The sequence below is a fragment of the Enterobacter sp. 118C5 genome (genome assembly GCF_034107645.1).
Taxonomy (GTDB): Bacteria; Pseudomonadota; Gammaproteobacteria; order Enterobacterales; family Enterobacteriaceae; genus Enterobacter; species Enterobacter nematophilus.
In genome coordinates this window covers 395,807-418,968 of the sequence record NZ_JAWNEU010000003.1, presented here as the reverse complement: position 1 = coordinate 418,968, position 23,162 = coordinate 395,807, and the positions used below count along the sequence as shown (strand labels likewise).

The window sequence follows — 23,162 nt, the reverse complement described above, 5'->3', positions numbered from 1 at the left end:
TCCCAAAAATACACATTTAGTTACACATATTTTCTTTCTGTAACTCAATCTTGAGAATTGTAGCACTTTCAGGCTAGCGAAACGCTTCGGTGAATGGAAAGATGCCTGTCAGATACATAAAGACACCAAACTCTCATCAATAGTTCCGGAAATATTTATTGACAGAATTTATTGGCGGCGGTGGCGAGTGTCATAAAAAAACCAATGAGGGTAATAAATAATGATGAAGCGCAATATTCTGGCAGTGGTAATCCCTGCCCTGCTGGTAGCCGGTGCAGCTAACGCTGCAGAAATCTATAACAAGAACGGCAACAAACTGGATCTGTACGGGAAAATTAACGCTGAGCGTGATTTCGTTACCAACGGCGATAACACCAACAACTCAGATTCCACCTACGCGCAGATCGGTTTCAAAGGCGAAACTCAGATCAACGACCAACTGACCGGTTATGGTCAGTGGGAATATCGTGCACTGGCCAGCTCAGCTGAAGGTGAACAGTCTGCAAACAACTCTACCCGTACTCGTCTGGCTTTCGCTGGCCTGAAAATGGCTGACGCTGGCAGCATCGACTACGGCCGTAACTACGGCATCGTATACGATGTAGAGTCTTACACCGATATGGCGCCAACCTGGTCCGGTGAAACCTGGGGTGGTGGTTATGTTGATAACTACATGACCAGCCGTTCTACTGGCCTGCTGACCTACCGTAACAGCGATTTCTTCGGCCTGGTTGATGGTCTGAGCTTCGGTATCCAGTACCAGGCTAAAAACGAGCGTGCTGACCTGCGTCGTGCCAACGGCGACGGCGTTGGTTACTCTGTGGGTTACGACTTCGGCGGTGGCTTTGGTCTGACCGGCGCATACAGCAATGCTAACCGTACTCTTGACCAGAAAGCTGATGGCAAAGGCGACAAAGCTGAAGCATGGGCAATCGGTGGTAAGTACGATGCCAACAGCCTGTATCTGGCAGCCGTGTACGCAGAAACCCGCAACATGAGCATCCTGGGTAACAGCACCGGTTCCAATACTCCGGATGATGCTGGTGACGTGTTCAACGTAGCGAACAAAACCCAGAACTTCGAAGTTATCGCTCAGTACCAGTTCGATTTCGGCCTGCGTCCATCCCTGTCCTACGTGCAGAGTAAAGGTAAAAACCTGAACACCGTAGCTGGCGGCGATGCAGATCTGGCTAAATACGTTGAAGTTGGCGCAACTTACTACTTCAATAAAAACTTCAACGTGTCTGCTGACTACCGTATCAACCTGATCGACGAAGATCAGGCCAAGCGCACTGGCGGCGGCTGGGTTGGTACCGACGACCAGCTGGGTCTGGCTGCAGTGTACCAGTTCTAATCAGTACACCACTTTGTTATATGCATAATGAACAGGGCTTCGGCCCTGTTTTTTTATGCCTGACAGAAAATAATGGCGACTTTTGAAAAGCCGCACGCTTTTCGTCGCAAACGGTTGGCATTTTGTAAATCTACCGTTAACCTGATAGCGGATTTCACTTCTGTAATCACAATGGAACTTCGTCATGTTTGAGAACATTACCGCCGCTCCTGCCGACCCTATTCTGGGCCTGGCCGATCTGTTTCGTGCCGACGACCGCCCTGGCAAAATCAACCTGGGTATTGGTGTATATAAAGATGAAACCGGCAAAACTCCGGTACTGACCAGCGTTAAGAAAGCTGAGCAGTATCTGCTGGAAAATGAAACCACCAAAAACTACCTCGGTATTGATGGTATCCCTGAATTTGGTCGCTGCACCCAGGAGCTGCTGTTCGGTAAAGGCAGCGCAATTGTGAGTGACAAACGTGCGCGCACGGCGCAGACCCCTGGCGGTACCGGCGCGCTGCGCGTGGCGGCGGATTTCCTTGCGAAAAACACCTCTGTTAAGCGCGTATGGGTGAGCAACCCAAGCTGGCCGAACCACAAGAGCGTCTTTAACTCTGCGGGCCTGGAAGTGCGCGAATATGCTTACTACGACGCGGCAAACCACGCTCTGGACTTTGACGGCCTGCTGGCAAGCCTGAGCGAAGCGCAGGCGGGTGACGTGGTGCTGTTCCACGGCTGCTGCCACAATCCAACCGGTATCGATCCAACGCTTGAGCAGTGGGAACACCTGGCGAAGCTCTCCGTTGAGAAAGGCTGGCTGCCGCTGTTTGACTTTGCTTACCAGGGCTTCGCCCGCGGTCTGGAAGAAGATGCCGAAGGCCTGCGCGCGTTCGCAGCCGTGCATCAGGAGCTGATCGTTGCAAGCTCCTACTCCAAGAACTTTGGTCTGTACAATGAGCGTGTAGGTGCCTGTACGCTGGTTGCGGCTAACGATGAAACCGCCGATCGCGCCTTCAGCCAGATGAAGTCCGTTATCCGCGCTAACTACTCTAACCCGCCGGCACACGGTGCGTCTGTTGTTGCGACCATTCTGAGCAACGATGCGCTGCGCGCGATCTGGGAACAAGAGCTGAACGATATGCGTCAGCGTATCCAGCGCATGCGCCTGCTGTTTGTGAATACCCTGGCTGAGAAAGGCGCTGACCGCGACTTCAGCTTCATCATCAAACAGAACGGCATGTTCTCGTTCAGCGGCCTGACCAAAGAGCAGGTTTTGCGTCTGCGCGAAGAGTTCGGCGTGTACGCCGTGGCCTCTGGCCGCGTGAACGTTGCAGGCATGACCCCTGACAACATGGCGCCACTGTGCGAAGCGATTGTCGCCGTCCTGTAATTTGCGCCCACAAAAAAGCCTGCGTTAAGCAGGCTTTTTTTATGCTGGTTACCAGACAGGCATTTCATCCTGAAGGAACGGGTTATGGAGCCGTTCATAGCCCAGCGTCGACGTCGGACCGTGTCCAGGGATAAACGTTACGTCATCACCCAGCGGCAACAACTTCTGTTTGATCGACTGAATCAGCTGCCCGTGATCGCCGCGCGGAAAATCGCTGCGTCCCACGCCACCTTTGAAAATCACATCGCCGGAAATCAGCAGACGGGACTGGTCATCAAAGAAGACGATATGGCCTGGCGTATGCCCAGGACAATGCAACACCTGTAAAGTCACATTCCCTACGTTAACGCGCTCTCCTTCGTTCAACCAGCGATCGGGCGTCAAAGGCTGACACTCATCAAGGCCAAACATGCGGCTTTGGGCGGGTAACCCCTGCAGCCAGAACTCATCTTCTTTTTCCGGGCCGATAATCGGCACACCGTAGTGTTTAGCCAGTTCAGCCGCTGCGCCTACATGGTCGAGGTGACCATGCGTCAGTAAAATCTGCATCAGCGTCACGCCGCTGTCGGCAACGTCCTGCTTGATTTTCTCAGCGTCACCGCCGGGATCGACAAGCGCGGCCAGTTTGGTTTGCTCGCACCAGATTAATGAACAGTTCTGGGAGAACGCGGTAACCGGAATAATACGATAGTTCATACTGCTCCTGTGTTTCGTTATTACCAGTGCCGAACCGGCCCGGTATCAATATGCACAAAGTTGCTACGTGGGTAATATCCTACACCACCAGCGCGCATAGATAACGCGGCTTTGCGAATATTGGCTAACGAAACGCCTTCAATATGGAAATCCATTGCCTGTCCCTTCGTGTGGTAGCTCTTTTTCGCTACACCACGGCTATGGGCGCGCAGTTCATTGTTGGTATCAATTGAGCGATAACCAGAAATAAGCTGCACCGGCCTGCTGGTGCCCAGAAGGCCCTGAAGGCGGAAAAGCTGATCAAACAGTCCTGGGTCGATGGCTTTTACTTTATTCGCGCGGAAATCACGGAAAAAATGGTTGAGTCTTGCTAATTCATCCTGAATATAGCCTCTGCCATCGAAAAACTCCGCTTTTAGCGACTCACCGGTGTGAAGATTGCTGAGCGTTAAAACGCGCGGACGAGGTGTCGAGAGGGTGGCAAATGCTGGCGTCGGTAAGATGGCCGCTGCGCCAAGCGCAACACCACCTAACGCCAGCAGCTTGCGGCGATTAGCGTCAAATTTGTCCATGATAATCAGGTCTACAGGTCAAAGAAATCGTAATATGCTTAGCGCACGAAGGGCACCTTAACTGGCAAAACAGAGTACGTCAAGGCGCCCAACCCCAGTGAATACGCGGCTTACAGCGATATTGGCCCCGATTCACCATAACTTACGACAATCATTTTTCCCGAACTGCTTCATTTACCTGATTAATTGTTCCGCTTTTGGCAAAATTTGTGCGCCGGATCGCGCGGTGAGATCATAATTGTAAATATCTGTACGGTACTGAGTGCGACCGTCTTCACCCACAAACGCCGTCAGATAATAAAGATTAACCGGAATGTTGTGGCGAATATTCACGTAGCGCGTATCCCCCTGCTTCAGGGCGTCAGAGATACGCGTATCGTTCCAGCCCGCATCCTGCAACAGCATGTTGGCCAGCTCCGAGGCTTTATTCACGCGCACGCAGCCTGAACTCAGTGCCCGGGTATCTTTCTGGAACAGATTGTGGTTCGGCGTATCGTGCAGATAGATTGCATCTGAACTTGGCATGTTGAATTTATAGCGTCCCAGAGAGTTATGCGCTCCGGGAGCCTGCTGGAAGCGGAACGGCAGATTGGAAGCCGTAATCGTCGACCAGTCGACCATGTAAGGATCGATGGCCTCTTTACTGTTCCAGCCACGCATCACCGTATAGCCATGACGTTCCAGATAACCCGGATCGTTCCAGACCTTAGGCAGAATGTCCTTACGCGCCAGCGTCGGCGGCACGTTCCACGGTGGGTTAACCACCACGTTATTTAACGCGCTGCTCATCATCGGCGTTTTGCGATCCGGACGCCCGACAATCACGCGCGAGGCCAGTTTCTCGCTACCATCCTGATAATAGACCAGGGAATAGGCCGGGATATTGACCATAATGCCGGTGGACAGCGTGCCCGGCAGCAAACGCAAACGCTGAATATTAAGCGCCAGCACCCCTGCCCGCTGCGCAGGCGATACGTTAAGCCAGTCACGCGTTGACGGTCCAATAACGCCATCGGCTCCCAGCCCCTGAGCGGCCTGGAACTGTTTAACCGCGGCGACCAGCTCGCGATCGTAAGCCTCGGGCTTGTTACTCAGGGTAGTGGCCTTGTTCTCTTTTACGGGCGCTGACGGGCTGACCGCCGCGCTTTGCGGATCGTCGCCCGGCAGGGCAATCTTCGGCCCGCCATCAAGAATACCGGAGCGTTTCAGGATCTCGCGCAGGGCTGGCACATCGCTGCTCCACTGACCCGGACGCAACGTTGCGGTCCCCCGCATTTGCGGCCATGGACGCGAGTCCCCCACCAGCGCGAGGAGCGACTGGTGCATGGTGGCATACTGTGGATGCGCCGGCGCGAGGCTGGCAATAAAGCGCGGCAGGTCGCCGTTATCCAGCGCTAATTGCCACTGGTTAATCACCGACAGAGCTGGCGTCGCCAGCTTATAGGGCCTGTCGCTGTACAACCAGCGGTTACCATTGACCGGAATTCCCGCCACAAACTGCAGGTAGCCCATCATGGCATCGGAAAGGACCACGTCCCGCGCCTGACCGGTGACCGCAGGATCGGTTAACAGCTCAACCCACTTCGTAAACTGCGGCTGGAAGCCCGCAATCGCCACTTCCGCCAGCTGTTGCTGGAAGGCGCGCACGGCTTCGCGGTTTTCCCACATGGGTTTCATATCCCGGGCAGCATAAAGCAGCGTGAGCTGATTGATATAGGCGGGCGTGTAGCCTGAAGGCAGGCCTGTCTGGAGCTGCTGGCTGAGCGATTCAACGTCGATGCCTTCCGGCAATGGCTTAATTCCGGCCATGATGGCCGTTGCCGGAGACTGTTCCAGCGGCTGAGACAATGACGTCGGCTGCGCGCCTGTCGTTGCGGAGCTGTCAGTCGGCACAATTTCAGGCTCGTCGGCCTGGGCGGTTAACAGTGGAGCAAACATCACTGCCAGACATAAACTCAGCGCTGACAGCTGACGACCACATTCTTTCTTTAGCAACATCCCTTGCCCCCTGTTTTTACGACATGCCCATCACGGTGGGGCTTTCTTTTATTATAGGTAGACGACAACGCTGTTGCCTTACCTTATGTAAAGAAGTTTAAAGATAACGCAGCCCTGAGCACAAGTTAAGTGAATAAAAAAAGCGGCGCTTTTGCGCCGCTCTTTGTAACAAAACGCCTCAGGAAGCGTCTGCCGTGGTTTCCGGCAATGACTCAGGCGGCTGCGGCGCAAAACCCCGTAGCCCGACAACGTGCACGTGTTCGCTGTTCTGGAACACTTTACGCACCAGCTTATAGGTGGTGCCTTTTTCAGGGCTGATGTTTTCCGGTGCCGCAATGATGAGCTGCATATCGAGACGTTCGCAAAGCTCAAACAGCGTGGCAATCGAGCGGGCATCGAGACGCGCCGCTTCATCGAGGAACAGCAGTCGGCATGGGGAAATGTCTTTCCCGCGCAGGCGACGCGCTTCATCTTCCCAGCTCTGCACCACCATCACCAGAATCGACATCCCGGTACCGATCGCTTCACCGGTAGAGAGCGCCCCGGACTCCGCACGCAGCCAGCCGTCTGAGCCACGGTTAACCTCAACTTCCATTTCCAGGTAGTTACGGTAGTCCAGCAGCTCTTCACCGATGGTTTGCGGCGTACGCTGGCCCATATCAATCTGTGGATTCAGGCGCTGATACAGCTTCGCCAGCGCTTCGGAGAAGGTCAGACGGTTGCTGTTGAACAGATCCTGATGCTGCTCGTGCTGCTCAGAGAGCACTTCCAGCAGCGTCGCGTGGGCTTCACGGACGTTGACGTTAAGACGCACGCTGTTGACCTGACCAAACGACACGCTCTGCAGCCCCTGGTTCAGCTGGCGGATACGGTTCTGCTCGCGCTGAATGGTTTTGCGAATGATATTCGCCACGCTGCGGGAGCTGATCGCCAGCTTCTGCTCGCGGGATGTCAGCTCTTCCGTCAGACGCCCCAGCTCGATTTCCATCTGTTCGATGGCTTCGACCGGATCGTCGGTACGGATGATGTCCTGACGAATACGCTCGCGCAGGTGCTGGTAAACCGCCACGAAGAACTGAATTTTACGTTCCGGACGCTTCGGATCCTCTGACATGCGCAGCACATCGCGCAGGTGTTCGTTATCCGCCACCGCCAGACGCAGCGCACCCAGCGCCTTATCCGACATCGAACGCAGTTCATCGGCAGAGAGGTATGCCAGCTCGCGGCGGTGCAGGCGACGCTCAACGTTGTTGTCTTTCACCATCCGCATTACGGCGCACCAGCCCGCTTTCGCCGTCACCACCTGCTCGCGCATTTCATGGTAGTCGCGTTCCAGCTTGCGCAGCCGACGGGTCAGGTTATCCATTTCCGCTTCGCAGAAGGTGAGCGCTTTTTCCAGCTGATTACGACGCGCGCGGTTATTGCTGAGCTGGCTGTGCAGCTCATCACGACGAATGCGCGCGCGCTCTTCCGCCCCGCTGTCGGCACGGACGCCTATGTCCTGCAGCTCTTTCTGCAGGTCGTTTAAGAGCTCTTTCTTAGTGTCGAAGGAGCTTTTCAGCGAGGCCAGCACCTGGTTGTACTGGTTCAGCTGAGCCGAGTGGCTGCGCATCGCTTCGCGGGCGCGGGTACGTTCCGCTTCCGCCTGCTCAAGGCGCTGACGCAGTTTTTCATTCAGGTCGCTGTTGCCGCTCAGCATTTCAGCCGAATCGGAGTAGCCGAAGTGCGCACGACGCTGCACCACTTCCGTCAGGGCAAACGCCTGCTGACGCGCTTCGCGCTGCACCTGCTGTGACCAGGCATAATCTTCTTTTAACTGCTCGAACTGTTCCGGGTCGCTCTGCAGTACAGACACGACGGGCTCCAGCTTCGCCAGCTGGTTGCCGTGCTGCTGCACGAAACGCGCGGCTTCCTGGGCTTCATCCAGACGTTCCTGGATTTCATCCACGCGGTCGGCCAGCGTGTCATCCGCCAGCAGGTTCAGGCGCGGCAGAATGCGGTTAAGGGCAGCGACGCCCTCTTTCGCCTGTTCGAACTGGACGCGGCTCTGCTGGTTGTCACTTTCATGACTGGCAATCGCGCGCTCCAGCTCGCCACGACGGGTATTGAGCTTGCGGATTTCCGCTTCCGGGTCGGCTTCAAACGCCACGCCCAGATGGCTGCCGATAAAGCGGCTGAACGCCTGGTGCAGACGCTGGGTTTTCTGTACGTCAAACGACAGGGTGGCAAAACGTTCAGACAGCGTTTCACGCTCGGCGTGGAGGCTCTCAATGCGGCTTTCGCGCGCGGCGCGGCCAAACAGAGGCAGCTCCGGGAAGCGGGAATAGCGCCACTGGCGGTCGGCGATTTTAACCACCACCGCTTTTTCCAGCTCGTCAACGCTAAACACGCTGTCATCGAACGACTGCGGATCCCCTTCGATCAGATAGAGATCTTCCGGGCAATCCTCCAGCCCTGCGAGCTGCTCAGAAATCAGCGACAGGTCCGGCACCACGATTGCGTTGCGGGATGGACCGTACAGCGCGGAGAAGTACGGCGCATCGTCCAGGCCAACGTCATCGTAAATCTCAGACAGCAGTACGCCGCCAAAACGCTCGGCTAAGGTGTTCAGACGCGGATCTTCTGACCCGCCCGGCTGGCTTAGGCGCTCGATTTCTTCATCGACGTCACGCTTGCGGGCACCCACTTCGTCACGCTCAACAATGGCTTCGCGCTCGCGCTCCAGCAGCTGCTGCAGGTATTCTGTCACCTGCTGGCTGGATTCGAACTCCTCGCCGCACTGTTCGCTGAGCTGGTTCAGGCTGCTTTGCGCGGCCAGCCAGACCGGCGCACGCTCCAGAAGCGTCTTCGAACGAGACTGAAGCTGCTCCAGCTCCTGACGCAGCGTCATACGCTGCTCGCTGGCATTTGATACGGTATCGGACAGGGCCGCAATTCGCGCTTCCAGCTCCTGATGCAGCGCCTCAAGCTCGTCGAAATCGTACTGTTTGCCCTGACGCTTGCAGAACTCGGCCAGCAGACGCTCGGCTTCCTGCTGCTCGCGCAGGCGCTGTTCCAGCTCGTTCAGGCGCATGCGCAGCGGCTGCACCTGTTCGGCAAGATGGCGCTGGTTGACGCCGTCGCGCAGCAGTTCACGGGCGACTTCCCAGGCTTCGTTACGCGCCAGCGGGCCATTAATGGCAACCACCAGCTGATAAGCCTGCTCAAACTGGCTGTGCGCCGTTTGCGCGACGCTCATTTTCTGTTCAAGCGAGAGCAGTTTCTCGGTGGCTTCCTGCTCTTTGGCCTGGAAGGTGTCCAGCCACTCGTCGGCGCTGTCCGGCGTCAGGTCTGGCAGATGGCACAGCTCTTTTGCACGCTGTAGCGCCTGCAGCGCCTGGTTGTACTGGATCGCACGCGTCTGCTGCACGTCCAGCGCCTGCTGGTAATCGGCAAGCTGGCTTTTCAGCTCGTCCACTTCCAGCTCGGCGGCTTCGGCGCGGGCTTCGTTCTCTTCCTGCATCTCGGCGGCTTCGGCCACCACTTCATTTTGCTCTTCGAGACGAATCTGCAGCTCATCGAGATCCGCTTCGTAGCGTTCGATCTTTTCCTGCTGGCGCAGCGCGGTTTGCACCAGGTTCAGGTGATCGCTGGCAGCCTGGTAATCGGCTTCCAGATCGCCTTCGGCACCGTTGTGTTCGCCCAGCTCGCGCGCCATCTCGACGTGCTTATACTGCTCGGCCACCAGCTGTTTACGGGAGGTAAACAGCTCGCGGCGGTATTCTAATGCCTGATCGAGATGGACGCGGCGCTCGTTGGCGTGACGCATGTAGTCCGCCGCCACGTAGTTGGTGGCTTCGCTGATCAGGTGTTTAAACAGGTCGCGGTCAGACTGGGTAACGCGAATCGCTTCCAGCGTCATGCGGTTTTCACGCAGCGCCGCTTCCATGTCCTGGAAGGCCTTACGCACGCCGCTGTTTTCCGGCAGCAGGTAGTCGCGCAGGGAGCGGGTAATGGCGCTGGAGATACCGCCGTACAGGGAGGCTTCGATCAGACGGTAGTATTTGCTACGGTCTGATGCGGTGCGCAGACGGCGCGCCACCACGCCCAGATCGAACATCAGGGAGTGATAGTCGGTAATCGAATTGAACTGCTTGAACTGCACGCCCTCAATGGCCTCGAGCTTGTCTTTCAGCTCCTGCAGCGTCAGCACGCGCGCCTGGCGTTCGTTCAGGGTTTCCGTGAGCAGCGCGGTCGGCTGCACGGAGGTTGGCAGCCCCTGAATGGCGAACGGTTTGATATCCACTTTACGGTCGCGACCGGCGACCTGCTGCAGGCGCACGCCCACCACCACGCGCTGGTGACGGGAGTTGATGACGTCCAGCACGGAATAACAGACGCCCGCTTTCAGCTTACCGTGGAGGCCTTTATCGCGGGAGCCGCTTGTCGCGCCCGCTTCGGTGGTATTACGGAAGTGAAGCAGCGTCAGGTCGGGGATCAGCGCCGTAACAAACGCCGCCATGGTGGTGGATTTCCCCGCCCCGTTACCGCCGGAGAGCGTCGTGACCAGCTCATCCAGATCGAAGGTTCGGGCAAAGAAGCCGTTCCAGTTAATCAGCGTTAGTGAGCGAAATTTACCGCGTTCAATCATTACTCTTCCTCCCCGCTATCCGGCAGATTCTCTTCATGCTCGTCATTGAGCTGCAAATGGTTTTCCACCGGCATCGCTTCACCGTCGCGAATCATGCGAAGCTGCGCTTCACGCGCGTCATCGCCCGCACGCACGTCGGCGCCGAAGCGGAAGACCGATTCCGTAATGCGGAATTTGCTGCTGTCGTGGCCCATAAACCAGACCATCCCCAGACGGCGCAGACGGTTCAGGGAAGAGCGAACCTTTTCCTGTAATTTCTGACGGTCTAGATCCGATCCCGTCGAACGGTTGTTAACCAGCTTGAGCAGCTTGCTCTCATCCGCCAGCGTCAGCAGCTCATCGTACAGCTCCTGCTGGGTGAAGATGCCTTCATTCGCCAGACGCTCGGGGCTGAGATAGAGATAGCAAAGAATTTTGCCGACCATCATGTCCAGCTCGGAAAGCACGGAGCGCGGAATAAGCGTGGTGGAACGCGGACGCAGGTAGAAAAAGCCTTCCGGCGCGCGGATAAGCTCCACGTTATAGCGGGCGTAAAACTCTTCCAGATACTCCTGGAAGTCCATCAAAAAGGCGTGATTATCCAGCTCGTCCAGGCCAATGTGACGACCGGCACGCAGCTGGCTGTCCAGCGCCGGAAATAACGGATTCGCCAGCGCCTGTGCCAGCTTAACTGGCATCACTTGTTCAATATTTGTCAATGACATGCGCCTGTACCTTGGCTCCGTAATCGTTAATTGGCTGCCACTTCGGCGGCAGTCCGGTGAAGTCTGCTTGCGCGATACCCAGGCGCAACGCCTGGTCTACCACAATGCGGGCAACGTCGAAGTGGCGCGCGCGAGGATATTGCGCCAGATAGTCGCGCACCACGAGTCCAAGATCCAGCGGCGCTTGTCTGGTTTTGTAGACGGCGAGCTGTTCTTCGATCATCGCCGCAAGCTGCTCGCGAATTTCGTTGAATTCTTCGTACTCCAGATCCGGCGGCAGTTCACCGGTCACCTCTTCGTCGCGCAGCGCCATCTCTTCGTCGCGCATATCCAGCAGACGATCGGCATTGGCATAGGTCAGCGCCCACGGTGCATCAAAGTAGGTCTGTACCGACTGACGCAGACGCTGAGCAAAGACGCGGTTTTTATCCATATCAATCGCGGTACGGATAAATTTATGCACGTGACGGTCATAGCCGATCCACAGGTCGATCGACTGCTGGCCCCAGCTGATAATGCGGTCGAGTTTGCTCTGCAGATCGAACACCAGACGGTCGATAAAATGCAGATCGTCGTGCGCCAGGGTCGCGTCCTGGATGCGCAGCAGGTTGGCCTGCAGCTTGTCCCCTGCGGCCTCCAGCGTATCCTGCAGTTCACGCAGCGTACCGGAGGTTTCTGACAATAAAAGTTCACAGCTGGAGATGGCCGCACGCCAGTCTTTATTCAGCAGCTGCGCGATATCGTCTTTCACCTGCTGCTGCTGCTCGTCCATCAGGCGCTGGGTAAGATCGATACTGTCGAAAATCTCGGCCACCGAGTATTTCAGCGGCGCGTAAACGTTGCGGTGCCAGTGGAATTCGTCACCGTTTTCATCGGCCGCGTCGGCGGCACGCTTAAGCTCACCCGCCACGATCGAGAGCTGCATGGAGAGACGCAGCGTGGAAAATTCGCGCTGGCGAATGTAGTAATCGGTAATGCCGATACCCAGCGGCGTCAGGCGATAGATGGCGTTTCCTTCCGCCTGCTCGCTGGTAAAGCGGTTCAGCAGACGTTGACGCACCATATCGTTGATTGCGTTGTTGGCACGCACGCTAATGGTTTCGCTGGTTTGCTCAAACGCATCACTGACGTGGCGGAACGCATCCACCAGTTCACCCTCGCTCATTTCACCATCCAGCCGTTCGCCGTTCAGCGTGGCAACCGCCAGCAGGAAAGAGAGTCTGTCTACCGGCAGCGAGATGGAGAAATCGTTTTTCCTGGCCCAGGCAACCAGTTCGGGGACTGTCTGGGAAAATTCACTCATAGGTTATCCTTGCATCTGCGGCTTGTGCGCGGTGACGTGAATATAGCGGCCAAGGCTGACAAACGGCTCCTGGCGGCAATACCGCGTTTCTAATTCTGTTAAGGTGTCAAAACAGTCACGCTGTTTGTGTTTTTCACGCAGATAATCATGAAACACCCTGACGCCCGTCTTCCCGACGATCTGCCAGCCAATCTCTTCCAGCCAGCCGTAAACCTGCTGCGGATCGCGCGGATAGTCCGGGGAAAGCGTGCGTTTTTTCTTTTTAGGCATCCCGACCTGAACATAGTCGAAGTTACCTGCCACCATGTTGTGCATCAGGAAGCCGTTAGCATTGTAGAACATCAGCGACAGCGTACCGCCCGGGCGTAACATCGACCACAGGGTTTGTAACACGCTTTGCGGATCGGCAACCCACTCCAGCACCGCATGAAACAATATCAGATCAACCTGGGTTTCCAAATGCTGCGCGATGTCCTGAGCGGCGCATTGTATAAAATGCATGTTGTCGCTCACACCTTTCTCCTCTGCGGCACGCGTCGCGCGGGCAACCATTTCAGCAGAAAGATCGCAAAGCGTGACGTGATGACCGAGCCCGGCCATTTTTATCGCCGTCTGCCCTTCACCGCCTCCTGCGTCCAGCACGCGCAACGTTTGGCCGCCAAAGGTCGCCAGAATAGTGTCCAGATCCTGCCAGAGGATCGTCTGACGGAGCTGCCCTTTCGTGGTGCCATAAATGTTGCGCGAAAACTTTTCCGCGATGTCATCAAAATTGCGATCCCGCATTGGGAGAGTTCCACTCGCTAACTGCAAAACCGCTATTTTGTCACACCCGCGCGGAGAATGAACCTCTCTGGTGTAATATCACCGGTAATCATCTGCTGTATGGTCAAAAAAGGAACCAAAAAGGATGCTTTTTACCCTTAAGAAATACGTTGGAGGGATGATGCTTCCCCTTCCGCTGCTGCTTATCATCATCGCGCTGGGGCTGGCGCTGGTGTGGTTTAGTCGCTTTCAGAAAAGTGGCAAAACGCTTATTACGTTCGGCTGGCTTGTCCTGCTGCTGCTGAGCCTGCAACCGGTGGCGGATGGACTGCTGCGCCCCATCGAAAACAGGTACCCGACATGGCAGGGAAACCAGAAAGTTGAGTACATCGTGGTGCTGGGCGGCGGGTATACCTGGGATCCTGACTGGGCTCCCAGCTCGAACCTGATCAACAACAGCCTGCCGCGGTTAAACGAAGGCATTCGCCTGTGGCTGGCGAATCCGGGTTCAAAAATGATCTTCACCGGCGCGGCGGCCAAATCCAACCCGGTGAGCACGGCCGAAGCGGGGGCCAGAATCGCGGAATCGCTCGGCGTACCGCGTTCCTCTATCATCACGCTGGACAGCCCAAAGGATACCGAGGAAGAGGCCGCAGCGGTGAAGCAGGCGATTGGCGATGTTCCGTTCTTACTGGTGACCTCCGCCTCGCACCTGCCACGCGCGATGATTTTCTTCGAGAAGCAGGGCCTGCACCCGCTTCCCGCACCGGCAAACCAGATGGCCATCAGCGCGCCGCTCAACCCATGGGAACGGGTGATCCCTTCGCCAATGTGGTTGATGCATAGCGATCGCGTCGGCTACGAGACGCTCGGACGCCTCTGGCAGTGGCTGAAAGGATCGTCAGGCGAGCCAGGGCAAGAGTGATTTAGCCGCCAGATCGAAGTTGGCACGATTGAAACGTCCGGTGTTGACCAGCTGCGCCACTTCATCCCAGAGCAGATAAAGCCAGCGACGCCAGAGAAACGCCTCTGCAACGGGTGCGCGTTGAAGGTAGTGCCACAGTAAACCTTCCGCCGCCCCGCTGTCGCTGAGCCTGAACAGCTCATATTCCCGCGGTGCCCAGAGCATGATCCCCGGCCCTAGCATCGCCAGGAGCTGATCGCTGCGGGAGTCTTTCAGCATGCTGCGCAGAGTAAAATTGCCGTGGATCAGCACGCAGTTGTCGTTAAAGCCGTCGAACAGCGCCGGCAAGCACTCGCGGGTACGAAACAGAATACGTTTATCCTGCATGGTCAAACCGGTGTTGTTGAACTGGTTAAGCGTCCCCCACAGCACTTCAACCCGCTGGCGATACCACAGCGGCCACAGGTTTTCCTGGGTGCTGTCGACCGGACCAACAAGCCCGCGGCTATCCTGACGGTGCCAGGCCAGCAGCGCCTCGACAATCTGGTCTTTGAGCTGTTCCCAGCGTTCCGGCGTGCGCGCGGGCGCTTCAACGGGCACACCGCGTAAACGCTCAATCAGCAGTACGTCCGGGCCGGGGTGTTCCTCGTGGGTCATCACGCCGTACACGGTCGGCATACGGACGGTTCCCTCCCGAGCCAGCATCGACATTTTCCAGGCAAGCTGCCTGGCCACGCCCGGCGACGAGAAACTTCGTGCCATCAGCGGCATCGGGTTGCCCTGGCTGTCATACAACGACCAGAGCGCGGTATCGACCTTTTCACTCACGCACTCGACCCGGCTTAACGTCTCACCCAGCAGATGGCTAAGTTCGGCACGCAGCTGTTCCATATGAGATTACCCCCATTAAGACTACTGCTTTTATAATGAGCGCACAGCGTGAAGATGTCACCCGGAAGAGATCAATTAGGGTAAAGAAAGGGGAATTTGCGGGGAGAGGGCATCCCCCCGAAAGGAGGGATGCAGGCGGGATTAGCGCAGCTCGGCGCGGACGCGCTCAAGATCTTCCGGCGTATCAACGCCCGTTCCCGGCACTTCGCGGGCAACGGCAACGTGGATTTTTTCGCCATACCAGAGGACGCGAAGCTGCTCCAGCATTTCGATATGCTCCAGCGGGCTCGGCGCCCAGGCAACATAGCGACGAATAAAGCCGGCGCGATAGCCGTAGATCCCAATATGACGCAGGAAGGTATCACCGATGGTCTCTTTAGAGAGCGCAAAGCGATCGCGATCCCACGGAATCGTCGCGCGGGAGAAATAGAGCGCGTAGCCTTCGGCATCCATCACCACCTTCACCGCATTCGGATTGAATGCCTCTTCAGCGTGGTGAATGGGAACCGCGAGCGTCGCCATACCGACCTGACGCTGCGCCAGGTTTTCCGCCACCTGACGGATAATAACGGCCGGGATCATCGGCTCGTCGCCCTGCACGTTTACGATGACCGTATCGTCACTGAAGCCACACTTCTCAACCACTTCCGCCAGACGTTCGGTGCCGGACTGGTGATCGGCGCGGGTCATGCACACCTCACCGCCAGCGGCCTCAACCGCACGGGCGACGTCAGGATGATCGGTTGCAACGATAATGCGATCGGCACCGGACTCACGCGCCCGCTCAAGGACATGCACAATCATCGGCTTGCCGTTGATATCGACCAGCGGTTTACCCGGCAGACGCGTTGAGGCATAACGCGCAGGAATAATGACAACAAAACTCATGGTTTGCTCTCTTCTGCCACCAGGGAACGAGCTTCATTTTCCAGCAGCACCGGAATGCCGTCACGCAGCGGGAAGGCCAGACTGTCCAGTTTGCAGATCAGCTCCTGTTTATCCTGGCTGTAGTAAAGTTTGCCGTTGCATACCGGGCAGGCAATAATTTCAAGTAAACGGTGATCCATAGTTCCTCCGTATGGGTAATCGCTAAAGCTTAACACATTCCCTTTTCAGGACGTGCCTGTTTCCCAGCCACTTCGACAGGATGTGAATAACCTGTCAGGTACCCGGCCAAGCGTCACGTCGCGAGCCCCCTGCCAGCGCGCGAACTCGCTCAAGGCGGACGTTAACCCTATTTCCAGGCTCGCCGTCACCCTGACGCCCTCTTCAAGATAAAGGGCAATGACTTCAAGCGTGCCGGTCTTGCGGTGCATTTTGGCATCCATGCGCCCAACCAGTTGCCCCTTGTGCAGCAGGGGTAAAACAAAGTAGCCGTATTGCCGCTTTGGCGCCGGGGTATAGCATTCCAGCCGGTAGCTGAAATCGAACAGCTGCTCGGCGCGCTTTCTGTCCCAGACCACCGGATCGAAAGGTGATAACACCGCGCTGTGGGTCGCCCGGAGTTTCCCCTCCAGGGCCTCGGGCAGCAGAGGGAGGAGATCCGCATGCAGCCACATTTCACCCAGCGTTTCCACCGTGACGGGAATGACTCGCTGTTCGCGCTGCCATATCTCCAGCAGCGGCTTCAGCGCAGGCTGCCGGAGGCGGTAATAGTCTGCCAGCCATTGCGGACGGAAAATGCCCAGGCTGCGGGCGCTATTCTCCAGCATGATGGCCTCGGCCGCCTCCTGGGTAAGCAAATCCCGCTCGTCGTCCCAGTGGGGCATCACCCGATGCGTCAGGTCGTAGACGCGCTGAAAATTACGTCGTTCAATGACCATGACTTTGCCTGACGTGAACAACCCTTCAAGATGGCGCTTGTGCGGCTTCCACTCCCACCAGCCGCCTGCACCTTTGCGCGGATGTTCAAAATCGGCGGAACGAACGGGACCGTTTTCCTGAATATGGCTGATAAGCTGCTCAATTTCGGCCTCATGTTCCTCCATCCACGCCTGCCGGTATTTCCAGCCCATCTTTTCCGGGGCAAGCATGCGGTGCCGCACCAGGGCGAAATCGCTGCGGGGCAGGAAGCAGGCTTCGTGCGCCCAGTACTCCATCAGTTCCCCTTTGCAGAGCGCTTCATCCAGCCACTGCGAGGGATAGCTCCCCAGGCGGCTAAACAGCACCAGGTAAGGGCTACGGGCGACAATGTTAATGGTGTCGATTTGGAGCAGCGACATGCGCTGGACGGTCGAGAGGATATCGGCAGGCTGCGCTCGGCGACGGGGCTTTTTGAGCAGCCCCTGCGCGGCAAGGTGTAAATGACGTGCGGCTGAAAGCGAGAGTTGCGGTAAAGACATGCGTTTTCCTGTCAGTCAAAGCGCCACCAGAACCGCGTAAGCCTCTACTGCACCAACGCAATCAGTTCCTTGAGCAATTGTTCCGGCTGTTCGCCGCTGAGTTCAGCGTCAACCGGCAGATACCACCAGTTATCTTTCGCAAAGGCACGGCATTTCACCGCATCTTTTTCGGTCATAATGAGCGTCTGGCCAGGCGCGGTAAGCGCCTCAACCTGCTCTGCCACCAGCGCCTGATGGTCGGCCAGCGGAACGCGTTTTTCAAGCCGGGCTCCACACTGCTCCAGCGTCGCGAAGAAGCGCGGCGGATGACCAATACCCGCCATTGCCACCAGCGAAGGCAGTTCGGCAACCGCCCGGCGTTCACCCGTCACCAGGTTGACCGCCCTTCCCGGTAACAGACGCATAGGAATTTCACCCTGCTTTGCTTCACCGCCGTTAACAATCACCGCATCAACGGACTTAAGACGCGAAGCCCGTTCACGCATGGGGCCAGCGGGCAGCCACCAGCCGTTGCCGAAACGGCGAACGCCGTCGATAACTACAATCTCTTTATCACGCCCCAGAGCGTAATGCTGCAGGCCATCATCAGTGATGATGATTTGTACCGCGTGTTCAGCAAGCAGGGCCTGCACGGCATCGCTACGCACCGGGGAGACCGCAACCGGCGCGCCGGTGCGCTGGAAAATCAATACTGGCTCATCACCCGCTTCTGCGGTCGTGGTTTGCGTCGTCAGCAGTAACGGGTAATGCGCCGCTTTGCCACCATACCCACGCGACACTACGCCGGGGCGGATGCCGCGTTTTTGCAGCTGCTCCACCAGCCAGATCACCACCGGCGTTTTGCCGTTGCCGCCCGCCGTGAGGTTACCCACCACCACAACCGGAACCGGGGCGCGCCAGGCACGCTTGATCCCCAGACGATAAAACAGGCGAATAATGCCGCTCACCAGGCCGTACAGCAAGGAGAGCGGCAAAAGCAGCAGCCACAGCGGGGATTCACCGGACCAGATGCGTGCAATCATTCGCCGAACTGCATCTTATGAAGCTGGGCGTAAACGCCGCGGTGTTCCAGCAGATCGGCATGGCTTCCGCGTTCAACAATGATGCCGTCCTCAACCACGACGATCTCATCTGCCTGCTCGATAGTGGACAGACGGTGCGCAATCACCAGCGAAGTACGGTTCTTCTGCAGTTCATCCAGCGCTGACTGAATCGCGCGTTCAGATTCCGTATCCAGTGCAGAGGTTGCTTCGTCCAGGATCAGTATCGGGCTATCGCGCAGCAGCGCACGCGCAATGGCGATACGCTGGCGCTGACCGCCGGAGAGCAGTACTCCGTTTTCACCGATTATCGTATCCAGACCGTTATCCATCTTGTTGATAAAGTCCATTGCATACGCCATACGCGCGGCGTTCTCAATCTGCTCGCGGCTGTACTCGTCAGTGCGCGCATAAGCAATGTTGTTGGCGACCGTATCGTTGAAGAGATGCACGTTCTGAGAAACCAGCGCAACCTGGTTACGCAGCGACTGCAGGGTGTACTCCCGCAGGTCGTGACCATCCAGCAGGATCTCACCTTCGTTAATATCGTAGAAACGAGTGATGAGGCTGGCAATGGTGGATTTACCGGAGCCGGAGCGGCCTACCAGCGCAACGGTTTTACCTGCCGGAATCGTCAGGTTGATATTGCGCAGAGCCGGCGTTTCGCGGCCTGGATAGGTAAAGGTCACGTTGCGGAACTCCACGTCGCCACGGGCGCGCTCAACCTCGCGTGTACCTTCGTCTTTTTCCTGTTCGGAATCCAGAATGCTGAATAACGTCTGGCAGGCGGCCATACCGCGCTGGAACTGGGCGTTCACGTTCGTCAGGGATTTCAGCGGGCGCATCAGGGCAATCATAGAGGAGAAGACTACGGTGATGGTACCCGCCGTCAGCGTATCCATTACGCTCGGGAAGCTTGCCGCATAAAGAACGAACGCCAGCGCCAGTGAGGCAATCAGCTGAATGATCGGGTCAGAGATGGAAGAGGCCGAGACCATCTTCATCCCCTGCAGACGCATTTTGTTGCTGACTTTATCAAAGCGTTTGGTTTCGACTTCCTGACCGCCGAAGATCAACACTTCTTTGTGGCCTTTCAGCATCTGTTCTGCGCTGGTCGTCACCTGCCCCATCGTGTTCTGCATATTCTTACTGATATTGCGGAAGCGCTTTGAGACGACACGGATAGCAATGGACACGACCGGTGCCAGAACGATAAGGATCAGCGACAGCTGCCAGCTGTAATAGAACATCATCGCGAACAGACCGATGATCGATGCTCCTTCACGCACGACGGTAATCAGCGCGCTTGAAGAGGAGGAGGCAACCTGCTCTGAATCGTAGGTAATACGAGAGAGCAGCGTCCCGGTGGATTGCTTGTCAAAGAATGAGACCGGCATGCCCATCATGTGGCTGAACAGTCGACGGCGCATGGTCATAACCACTTTCCCGGAAACCCAGGAAATGCAGTAGCTGGAGATATAGCTGGTGATACCACGTAAGATCATCAGCCCGATAACCACCAGAGGCATCCATAGCAACACTGAGCGATCCGTTTTACCAAAACCGTCGTCCAGTAACGGTTTGAGGAGCGATAGCATAAAAGTATCGCTGGCTGCGTTGAGGATTAACGCTACACCCGCCACGATCAGGCCTGCTTTAAAAGGTGCAATCATCGGCCAGAGTCGGCGGAAGGTTTGCCACGTGGAGAGATCTTTGTCGTTATGCATTCAAAAAACCAGCATTTGTTGAAATAGCCGCATATTCTACCCGTTATCTACGGGCGCGCCAAACCACTGATGATACCAGGGGGGTAAAAATTGATCCCGCACGCGCCGGATTTGCCAGCGATGGTGCGAAAATGTCACCGATATTTGCCCGGAATGGGGGGTATCGTGCCAGATATATCCCTCTTTTCGATAGCGCCGGACCACTTTAGGCGACGGAAATCGCCATGCGTTATAGCGGGCCGCAGAATCCAGAGCTATCTCTCCTTCCACCCGCTGTACCAGCGGCAATGACGACGAGGTATTGCTGCCATGGTGAGGTACCTGTATGAGTGTGGACGTCAGATGTTTCCAGTAATGGCTAAGCATAGCCTGTTCTGCCTGTGCTTCAATGTCACCCGTCAGCAAAACGCTCTGCTCGCCGTCGTCAATTTTTACCACGCAGGAGTGATTGTTCCCCTGAGCCGGATAATTTTCAGGGGGCCAGTGGACGGTGAAGGTTAACCCCTGCCATCGCCATTTCTGCCCACGAAAACAGGGACGATGCCCCGCCAGGCGCAACGGACTTCTTACCCACATCTCAGGCCACGCTTTTTGCAGCGATGCAAGGCCTCCCGCATGGTCGAGATGCGCATGGCTGAGAATAACGCCTTCTGGCTGCAGGTGATGCCAGCTCAGCCATGGAATAATTAACCGCTGTGCGCTATCCCCGCCCGGCCAGGCAAGCCCGGTGTCATAGAGAATGGCTTTTCCCTGCCGTTCAATGACCATTGCCAGCCCCTGCCCTACATCCAGCATATGGAGCGTCCAGGCGTCGCTTTTCGCCGTTCGCCAGAGGGGAAATGCAAGTAAGACACTTCCAGCCAGACAAGCGGCAGGAACGGTTTTCCAGGCACGAAAACGCCAGCCGATGAGGATAAGCCAGGGCAGTAACGTCATGTACTGCCAGCGTTGATCCACACTCTGCCAGCCGTCTGGCAGGCGCATCAGCAGCCAGAACAACCCGGCAAGCGTCTTATCGGCTGCATACCAGATACCGCTTTCCAGCCCCGCCAGCGGCAGCAGATGGAGCAGCATGCCGAGCAAAATAAGCGGTACGCAGACAAACGTCACCAGCGGAACGGCGAAGAGGTTCGCAATCAGAGAGGAAATGCTGAAGCCATGGAAAATCAGAACCTGTAGCGGCATGAGAAGTAACAGCATGCCGACCTGCAGATAGAGAAGGTTCAGCAGCGGACGTACCCGACGCACCTGCCGCCAGTGAGGAAGTGGCAGCCACTGAAACCAGAAAATCAGCGCGGCGACGGCAAATGCAGACAGAAGCAGGCTCTGCGAAAGTATGGCTAAGGGATCGCTTATCAGAATCGCCGCGACACAGCAGATCCACACCTGCCAGGGAGACCATTGCCGGGCACCGATTCGCAGCGCCGCCAGCACGGCGAGGGCAATCACCGTTCGAAGCGCTGGAGGTTGCAATCCGGTCAGCCAGGCGTAGAAAGCAGCAAAGAATAACCCTGCCAGCAGAGGCATTTGCCAGTTGACCCGATGGCAGGGTAATAAAAACTGAAGCCCGCGCGCGAGCAACCAGACGATAGAAGCCGCCAGCGCGATATGCAGTCCCGAAATCGCCATCAGATGCAGCGTGCCGGTTTCACGCATCAGGTCTTTTATTTCTCTGGGGACATCCAGACGTTCCCCCATCCCCAGCCCGAGGATAACCGCTCCCCAGCGATAAGCTGAAAGCCGGTTTTGCAGCGACGTCAGGTATTGCGCTCGCAGGCTGCAGCGTCCATCGACAAGTTCTGCATGGGTAAAGCGCCCGCTCAGCGTTTGATGGCGGGCGATAGCGCTGCGCTGGGGGTCATACCCTCCGTCGTTCAGTTCGCCGTGTACAGGCCTGAGCCGGAGCGTCATCGCCCAGCGCTGACCGGCACACGCTTTCTGCGGCAGATAATGACCATAAAGCGTTACGCCCGTTGACGCCCACCAGCGCTGACCATCAACTTTGAGTATTTTTGCCTGATGCACAGTGGCACCATCAGTCGCGGCGATCTCTACTTCGGCCTGCACGGCACCTGCGGTTAAATGCTGCATCGGCCAGACGCTCTCTTGCGCGGCCAGAATGCCCCACGCGCAAAATAGCAGCGTAATCCCCACATACTTCAGCCGTACGTTTTGGCGTGCGGCCAGTGCAACCCCGCCAGCAACCATTATCCACACGGTATAACGCGATGGCAGTTCGGGTAACCAGAGTAACGGGGCTATCGCCAGAATGGCGCAGATACCTAAAGCGGGAATTCCCATTGCTACCTCCCTGTTTCAGGGTGGCAGTATGCTCGCGGGTGATGTGGGTCGCCAGGTATGAAGGATGCGATTTACAGCAAGGGCAGCAATGTATTTTATGCGTTACACAAAACGAAACGGAAAATGCGGGGCACCTTCAAAAAGAAAGCGACGGGCACAAAAAAAGCACCCGCAGGTGCTTTCTTTCGAACCCAGTTTAACCGGCTGGCTAAACTCAGTTGCCGTAAATATTGGCGCGATCGCGCAGTTCTTTACCCGGCTTAAAGTGTGGAACGTACTTCCCTTCCAGCTCGACTTTATCACCAGTTTTCGGGTTACGCCCGGTACGTGGAGCACGATAGTGCAGAGAAAAACTACCGAAACCGCGGATTTCAATGCGCTCGCCCTGGGCAAGAGTGGAGGCCATATGCTCCAGCATCTCTTTTACGGCATCTTCCACTGCCTTGGCAGGGATATGCGGTTGCTGACTGGCAAGTCTTTCAATCAATTCTGACTTGGTCATGATTCCTCCGGTTCCTTTCAAACCAATTAGCTGAACAGCTCATTAAACAAGGGCGGCCGTA

The 23,162-nt window shown here is 56.7% G+C and carries 18 protein-coding genes; 3 read left to right on the top strand and 15 right to left on the bottom strand.

The features are described 5' to 3' along the window. The first annotated feature begins 220 nt into the window (after positions 1–220). Positions 221–1,354, top strand: coding sequence for a porin (locus tag UTO39_RS09565; protein ID WP_320727051.1), 1,134 nt, complete (start codon positions 221–223; stop codon positions 1,352–1,354). Between the two features lie 184 nt (positions 1,355–1,538). Next, positions 1,539–2,729 (top strand): amino acid aminotransferase, encoded by a 1,191-nt coding sequence (locus UTO39_RS09560; RefSeq protein ID WP_061098686.1) that lies wholly within the window; start codon positions 1,539–1,541, stop codon positions 2,727–2,729. A gap of 48 nt (positions 2,730–2,777) precedes the next feature. On the opposite strand, the gene UTO39_RS09555 is transcribed toward UTO39_RS09560, so the two are convergent. From UTO39_RS09555 to cmoM, 7 genes are all read right to left on the bottom strand, one after another. Then, a complete protein-coding gene (locus UTO39_RS09555) occupies positions 2,778–3,425 on the bottom strand; it encodes an MBL fold metallo-hydrolase (protein WP_320727050.1) in 648 nt (215 codons plus the stop codon). 20 nt (positions 3,426–3,445) lie between these two features. Next, positions 3,446–3,997 (bottom strand): YcbK family protein, encoded by a 552-nt coding sequence (locus UTO39_RS09550; protein ID WP_061098687.1) that lies wholly within the window; start codon positions 3,995–3,997, stop codon positions 3,446–3,448. A 174-nt stretch (positions 3,998–4,171) separates the two neighbouring features. Further along, positions 4,172–5,995, bottom strand: a complete 1,824-nt coding sequence (ldtD, locus tag UTO39_RS09545; RefSeq protein ID WP_320727049.1) for a L,D-transpeptidase — start codon at positions 5,993–5,995, stop codon at positions 4,172–4,174. Positions 5,996–6,173: 178 nt separating this feature from the next. Continuing rightward, the gene (gene mukB, locus UTO39_RS09540; RefSeq protein WP_320727048.1) at positions 6,174–10,625 is read right to left on the bottom strand and encodes a chromosome partition protein MukB; all 4,452 of its coding nucleotides are present in this window, start codon (positions 10,623–10,625) and stop codon (positions 6,174–6,176) included. Further along, entirely contained in the window at positions 10,625–11,329 is a 705-nt protein-coding gene (mukE, locus tag UTO39_RS09535; protein WP_008499954.1) for a chromosome partition protein MukE, read from the bottom strand. The genes mukB and mukE overlap by 1 nt, the downstream gene beginning before the upstream one ends. Next, on the bottom strand, positions 11,310–12,632 hold the full coding sequence (gene mukF, locus UTO39_RS09530; RefSeq protein WP_320727047.1) for a chromosome partition protein MukF: 1,323 nt from the start codon (positions 12,630–12,632) through the stop codon (positions 11,310–11,312). Before mukF ends, mukE begins: the two co-directional genes overlap by 20 nt. 3 nt (positions 12,633–12,635) lie before the next feature. Beyond that, positions 12,636–13,415 (bottom strand): tRNA uridine 5-oxyacetic acid(34) methyltransferase CmoM, encoded by a 780-nt coding sequence (cmoM, locus tag UTO39_RS09525; protein WP_061098691.1) that lies wholly within the window; start codon positions 13,413–13,415, stop codon positions 12,636–12,638. A gap of 124 nt (positions 13,416–13,539) precedes the next feature. On the opposite strand from cmoM, the gene elyC reads away from it, so the two are divergent. Continuing rightward, positions 13,540–14,319: an envelope biogenesis factor ElyC gene (elyC, locus tag UTO39_RS09520; RefSeq protein WP_320727046.1), complete on the top strand. Its 780-nt coding sequence runs from the start codon at positions 13,540–13,542 to the stop codon at positions 14,317–14,319. Here elyC and UTO39_RS09515 read toward each other — a convergent pair. From UTO39_RS09515 to ihfB, 8 genes are all read right to left on the bottom strand, one after another. Next, positions 14,296–15,189 (bottom strand): YcbJ family phosphotransferase, encoded by an 894-nt coding sequence (locus tag UTO39_RS09515; protein WP_061098693.1) that lies wholly within the window; start codon positions 15,187–15,189, stop codon positions 14,296–14,298. The genes elyC and UTO39_RS09515 overlap by 24 nt on opposite strands. A gap of 141 nt (positions 15,190–15,330) precedes the next feature. Next, positions 15,331–16,077, bottom strand: coding sequence for a 3-deoxy-manno-octulosonate cytidylyltransferase (gene kdsB, locus UTO39_RS09510; RefSeq protein ID WP_061098694.1), 747 nt, complete (start codon positions 16,075–16,077; stop codon positions 15,331–15,333). Next, entirely contained in the window at positions 16,074–16,256 is a 183-nt protein-coding gene (gene ycaR, locus UTO39_RS09505) for a protein YcaR (protein ID WP_006174474.1), read from the bottom strand. The genes kdsB and ycaR overlap by 4 nt, the downstream gene beginning before the upstream one ends. Positions 16,257–16,301: 45 nt before the next feature. Then, on the bottom strand, positions 16,302–17,531 hold the full coding sequence (locus UTO39_RS09500; RefSeq protein ID WP_320727045.1) for a winged helix-turn-helix domain-containing protein: 1,230 nt from the start codon (positions 17,529–17,531) through the stop codon (positions 16,302–16,304). Positions 17,532–17,575: 44 nt separating this feature from the next. After that, positions 17,576–18,553 (bottom strand): tetraacyldisaccharide 4'-kinase, encoded by a 978-nt coding sequence (gene lpxK, locus UTO39_RS09495; RefSeq protein WP_320727044.1) that lies wholly within the window; start codon positions 18,551–18,553, stop codon positions 17,576–17,578. Continuing rightward, the gene (msbA, locus tag UTO39_RS09490; protein WP_253541411.1) at positions 18,550–20,298 is read right to left on the bottom strand and encodes a lipid A ABC transporter ATP-binding protein/permease MsbA; all 1,749 of its coding nucleotides are present in this window, start codon (positions 20,296–20,298) and stop codon (positions 18,550–18,552) included. The genes lpxK and msbA overlap by 4 nt, the downstream gene beginning before the upstream one ends. 36 nt (positions 20,299–20,334) lie before the next feature. Beyond that, complete coding sequence (locus tag UTO39_RS09485) at positions 20,335–22,599, bottom strand: ComEC family protein (RefSeq protein WP_320727043.1); 2,265 nt, start codon at positions 22,597–22,599, stop codon at positions 20,335–20,337. 214 nt (positions 22,600–22,813) lie between these two features. Then, a complete protein-coding gene (ihfB, locus tag UTO39_RS09480) occupies positions 22,814–23,101 on the bottom strand; it encodes an integration host factor subunit beta (RefSeq protein WP_008499965.1) in 288 nt (95 codons plus the stop codon). Positions 23,102–23,162: the final 61 nt, after the last annotated feature.